Raw genomic sequence first — 4,652 nt, 5'->3', positions numbered from 1 at the left:
ATTCCGAACACGGAAGTTAAGCTCTTCAGCGCCGATGGTAGTTGGGGGTTTCCCCCTGTGAGAGTAGGACGTTGCCAGGCAAATAAAAAAGATCAGCTGATGAGGCTGGTCTTTTTTATTTGTTTTAGAGAACCGGGAGGTTCCTTAACTATTAATTGAGTAAAGGGAGATAGGCTATAGTAAGCTCCGACGAGGGAGGTTCGAGGAGTCCGAGGAAGAGAAGGAGCGAAGCCCGGAGTGTGCTTTGCACATGAGGACTGAGTGACTGAAGCTGACGAAGGAATCCGAAGGACATCGCTTGTCGGCATACGAACACGGAAGTTAAGCTCGAGCGCCGATGGTAGTTGGGGGTTTCCCCCTGTGAGAGTAGGACGTTGCCAGGCAAACAAAAAAGATCAGCTGATGAAGCTGGTCTTTTTTGTTTGTGGAGAACCGGGAGGTTCCTTAACTATTATTAAAAAAGGCGAAATAGCAAATTAATCGGCATGTAAAATGTACAAGGCATGAATGAAGAGCATTTTTTATCGAACTACTAAACTAACTCCCTTAGAATTTATTTACGCAAAATCTTCTCCATCGCTTTTCCTTTTGCTAATTCATCTATCAGCTTATCCAAATAGCGAATTTCCTTCATAGTTGGTTCTTCAATGTCTTCAACTCGCACACCACAGACCACACCTTTGATCAAATTCCGTGAAGGATTCATTGAAGCTTCCGCAAAGAAGGTTTCAAAGTCTGTTCGTTTTTCCAGTTGGGCTTCTAACTCTTTCTGGCTATACCCTGTCAACCAACCGATGATTTCATCGACTTCTGTTTTCGTACGTCCTTTTTTCTCCGCCTTCGTAACATAATGTGGATAGACACTTGCGAAACTCGTTGTATAAATCTTGTGTTTGGTCATGAAAAATCTTTCCTTTCTATCTGTCTTGTTATGTAGTTTTTTGAGATTTACTTCCATTTAGTGTATGAACGATTGTCTTGTTCAACTATCGATCCTTTCCTTGGTTAACATTCCTGGATTCTCCAGCTCCGGCACCTCAAATACTTGACGCAATTCAATCTGACCTTCTCCATGTCCTTGCGGGTCCGGCATCCGCATGGCCCACTCGATGGCTTCTTCCCACGACTTCACATCAATTAGAATGAACCCGGCAATTAATTCTTCCGTTTCGGTAAATGGACCATCTGTAATCACTGGTTTTTCCCCTGATTTCGGAAACGAAAGGCGAATCCCGTTTGAACTTGGATGAAGTCCTTTAGCCATAACCCGCACGCCTACCTTAACTAATTCCTCATTGTACTTCGTCATCGCTTCAATGAGCTCTGAACTCGGGAGATTTCCGGCTTCTGAATTCTTTGAGGCTTTGACAATCAGCATAAAAAGCATAAAAAATTTTCTCCTTCTTTTTAAGAGGCAAATTCCCTTTTTTTTTTCTTCTTCAACTATCCCTCCTCAATAAAGATAGCGATCTTCAAATTAAAGAATCACCGCTTATTAATATTGATACGTATAGTAATCTTGTGAATGTACTGCTTTGAATCCTACAGATTCATATAATCCTAAAGCATGGTCATTTTTCGTTTCGACTTCTAAGTGAATTGAATTACCATCTGAACTTTGATCTTTTATGACTCGTAGCAATACTTTCCTTCCAATTCCTTTTCCTTGCTGTTCTGGCAAAATAGAGAATCCATATATCCAAGCTTGCCCTTCTTCTTGTTTCACACGAATTTTCCCTACTGTTTTGTCGTCTACATCAATCATGTACATATCACTGTCCCCATCACTGTCAAACAAGCATTCCATCTTTTTGGCATCTTCTTCTGCCATACCGAACGCCTCAACTGACAAACGTACACGCATGTCTAAATCCTCTGCTTTTGCTTTTCGCAGGGTTAACCCGTCTACTTCTTCAACCACACTAGCATGCCACTCCATTTGATGTTCTGTAAATGCAAAGACAGCACCTAGTTTATTCAAAAAGTATTTTGCTGCATCTGAACCCGCAGGTGCGTTCAATAAGATTTTCTTGTATCCGTTCTGTTTTGCTGTTTCCATCGCTTGTTGGAACAATTGACGGAAATGCCCCTTTAGTCGTTCACTTGGTTTCACCATGCCACAGACTTCTACTGTCGATCCAAAAGGATATAAGGCTAAAAAAGCTACAAGTTCGCCTTTTTCATAATGAAGAAAGTCTAGGTGATTAGACTCGCGTTTTTTCAGCATATCCCAGTTAAGTTTCAGTTGTAGCTGATCATGTGTTTCGCACTCTTTTTGCAATTGTTCAATTTCTTTTATTTGTTGTGTCCTAAACATTAGTTATCCCCTTTATGGAAATCGTTTTAATAAGTAAAATGCTTACCTTTCTCATAAATAAAATTTCAATTTGATTTAGCTGTTATCCTTTTAAAAATATAAAAATAATCTATAAAGATATACTATCCTACCCCTTCGTAGAATGCTTTCTTCTTTATTTCTCTAAATTTCTAAACTAACTTTTCATTTATCCTATTAAGTTTCTTTAATTCTATCTCTATTAATAAAAAGGAATTAATGATGAACAAGATGATGAGTAACATTCTAGCAATTTCAATAATAATCTCCATTCAACAACCGTTTTCCTGAAAGTTCAATATCTTTAACGGATATTCTATAAAGTACAAATTTTCCCTTCTTAAACAAACCTAATCTGGCCTTATTCCAAACTCGCTCACGTATATCCAAAAAACCTCACATAAATTTTGTTCCACTGCCACAGAACTAAGTGTGAGCTTTAGATTAGAACAACCATCCACTAAAAGCAGAGAATCAACTTGAATTCAATAGGTGAATTATTAAGTGAATTAATAAGTAAGTAGGAGGGAATGCCTTGCCAATTAAAATATTTTTACTCATGATGCTTTTCATATTTCAGTTCATTACTGTGGCGAAGGCAGAAGTGCTAGTGAAGGCTGCGTTTGTTCGTGACCACCAGTTATGGATGAAAGCGGGAGATCAAGAGATTCAGCTTACCAAGGATAAGTATGTTTATTCACCTCAGTGGTCCTTTGATGGTAAATTTATTGCGTACATCGACGGTGATAAGCAGGGAGAAAAGTCTAACCTGTGGATCTATGATACAAAGAGGAAAGAAAACTATGAACCATATCCTAGCATTGAGACTTCATTTATTACATGGTCCCCTATTGCAAATGAACTGGCTTATATATCTGGATGGGTACTAAATGTTACAAAGACTAAACATGGCAGACCTTATGGATTTGAAAATGTGTCATTAGGTGTTAGTGGCTTTGAATGGTATCCAAATGGTAAGGAGTTTATTGTCTCTGCTGGGTCAAACCGTCTTCCCACAGGCTGGGAGCCGATTAAGTTGTATCGAATTCCAAAGGATATGAATCTTAATGATAACAAAGCGAAGCTATTGTACTCAATCCCAATTGATGAAAGTGATTTATTTGCTGTAACTATGGATGGCTTTAAGTGGAGTAATGATGGAAAATGGGTCAGCTTTCTCGGCACCCCAACCCCTTCTTGGGCAATGGACAGTAATCCTTTATGTGTCTTATCTTCAGATGGAAAAGTGTTTAAGGACATCGGCAGGATGTTAGGATTTAGGGACTGGTTTAAGTGGGCACCACAAGGCAATCAATTAGCTTATATTTCAGGAGAAGGTCGGTTTTTTGTTGAAAATAAGATTACTAAAATTGCTAATATAGAGGTATCCACCAAGCAAGTAGAATATACACCGACAGGATATGTAGACTTAGATTTGGAGTGGCTGTCATCTTCAAAAGTGATCGTCGCAAGGTCACAGGAAAACAAAGAGTGGGAAGGGGGGCCAGTTCCAACAATGTTTACCTCTCTATATGAGATAGCTTTAAGTTCTGGCACTCAGAATCAAATCACATTTCCAAAAGAACACGAGTTAGATGAAGATCCTCAGGTCGTTGGCTCATATATCACATGGGTCCGTAGGCAAGACAAAAATTACAAAGGTGATGTATGGATAAAGCATGTTAATCATAAAGATGAGAACTTATGGATAGAAGATGTAGATTCATCACCTGCTTTATTTAAAATGCAACTCAATGAGGAGATAAAGTATAACTAAGGTGAGTAATTCAAAAAAATATAAAAGAACAGATAAAACGCAGTATATATCACTTAAATAACAATACAAATAGGTAGTTCAACTTACGTTTTTTTCTTAAGCTAATTCTGCACGTTAGTTGGTTTGGTTGCTTTAGGAGGGATTTTTGACCATAGGTACCTCTATTTGAACAAACAAAAAGATTAAAAAAAGGATACTTTTATAAAAAATAGCGTTGACTTTGTTTGTGTAAGATAGTAATATATTCAATACACGCCTCAAGCGCCTAGTAAACATTGAAGATTGGACAAGTTGTCCTTTGAAACTTCGGAAAAACTTCTGAAAAAAGTTGTTGACTAGTAACGAGAAGTCGTGATATGATATTAAAGTTGCTTCGTAACGAAGTAAACGAAATTGTTCTTTGAAAACTAAACAAAACAATACGTCAACGTTTAATTTTAAGTCTTTTAAATAAGATATTTTATGAGCAAGTCAAACACTTTTTGGAGAGTTTGATCCTGGCTCAGGACGAACGCTGGCGGCGTGCCTAATACATGCAAG

The 4,652-nt window shown here is 38.1% G+C and carries 4 protein-coding genes and 2 rRNA genes; 3 read left to right on the top strand and 3 right to left on the bottom strand.

Features of this window, described 5'->3' with window-relative positions; genetic code table 11:
- A 5S ribosomal RNA gene (rrf, locus tag DBX25_RS20305) occupies nt 1-80 on the top strand; the annotation flags it as partial.
- A 473-nt stretch (nt 81-553) separates the two neighbouring features.
- Here rrf and DBX25_RS20295 read toward each other — a convergent pair.
- The 3 genes from DBX25_RS20295 to DBX25_RS20285 form a co-directional block, all read right to left on the bottom strand.
- Entirely contained in the window at nt 554-901 is a 348-nt protein-coding gene (locus tag DBX25_RS20295) for a DUF2200 domain-containing protein (RefSeq protein WP_108672569.1), read from the bottom strand.
- A gap of 81 nt (nt 902-982) precedes the next feature.
- Nucleotides 983-1,387 (bottom strand): YciI family protein, encoded by a 405-nt coding sequence (locus DBX25_RS20290; RefSeq protein WP_108672568.1) that lies wholly within the window; start codon nt 1,385-1,387, stop codon nt 983-985.
- 108 nt (nt 1,388-1,495) lie between these two features.
- Entirely contained in the window at nt 1,496-2,317 is an 822-nt protein-coding gene (locus tag DBX25_RS20285; RefSeq protein ID WP_108672567.1) for a GNAT family N-acetyltransferase, read from the bottom strand.
- Nucleotides 2,318-2,870: 553 nt separating this feature from the next.
- Here DBX25_RS20285 and DBX25_RS20280 point away from each other — a divergent pair.
- Nucleotides 2,871-4,112 (top strand): translocation protein TolB, encoded by a 1,242-nt coding sequence (locus tag DBX25_RS20280; protein ID WP_170110155.1) that lies wholly within the window; start codon nt 2,871-2,873, stop codon nt 4,110-4,112.
- 479 nt (nt 4,113-4,591) lie between these two features.
- Nucleotides 4,592-4,652, top strand: a 16S ribosomal RNA gene (locus tag DBX25_RS20275); the annotation flags it as partial.

It is taken from the genome of Peribacillus acanthi, from assembly GCF_003073175.1.
Taxonomy (GTDB): domain Bacteria; phylum Bacillota; class Bacilli; order Bacillales; family DSM-1321; genus Bacillus_BN; species Bacillus_BN acanthi.
This window is presented reverse-complemented; position numbering and strand designations above follow the sequence as displayed.

Bases quoted from the DNA above. Each gene is read 5' to 3' on its own strand.
- DBX25_RS20295 (WP_108672569.1), bottom strand. From the start codon at position 901: ATGACCAAACACAAGATTTATACAACGAGTTTCGCAAGTGTCTATCCA.
- DBX25_RS20290 (WP_108672568.1), bottom strand. From the start codon at position 1,387: ATGCTTTTTATGCTGATTGTCAAAGCCTCAAAGAATTCAGAAGCCGGA.
- DBX25_RS20285 (WP_108672567.1), bottom strand. From the start codon at position 2,317: ATGTTTAGGACACAACAAATAAAAGAAATTGAACAATTGCAAAAAGAG.